We start from the raw sequence: 282 nt of genomic DNA, 5'->3' as shown, positions 1-282 counted from the left end.
GCCGACCATCCGCGATATTCCGTCGCTGCTGGCGCTGGCACCGTGGTATGGCAAAAAACACCGGGATAACACGCTCACCATGAAGCGTTTTACCAATGGTCGTAGCTTCTGGTGCCTGGGCGGTAAAGCGGCAAAAAACTACCGTGAAAAGTCGGTGGATGTGGCGGGTTATGATGAACTCGCTGCGTTTGATGACGATATTGAACAGGAAGGCTCCCCGACGTTCCTGGGTGACAAGCGTATTGAAGGCTCAGTCTGGCCAAAGTCCATTCGTGGCTCCAC

Annotated in this window: 1 protein-coding gene; it reads left to right on the top strand. The window is 54.6% G+C overall.

Features of this window, described 5'->3' with window-relative positions:
* Positions 1-282 (top strand): phage terminase large subunit family protein (locus FDX22_RS15220; protein ID WP_186805310.1); only part of this gene is annotated, 282 nt, incomplete at both ends.

Source organism: Citrobacter sp. TBCS-14 (genome assembly GCF_005280805.1).
Classification (GTDB): Bacteria; Pseudomonadota; Gammaproteobacteria; order Enterobacterales; family Enterobacteriaceae; genus Citrobacter; species Citrobacter gillenii.
This window is presented reverse-complemented; position numbering and strand designations above follow the sequence as displayed.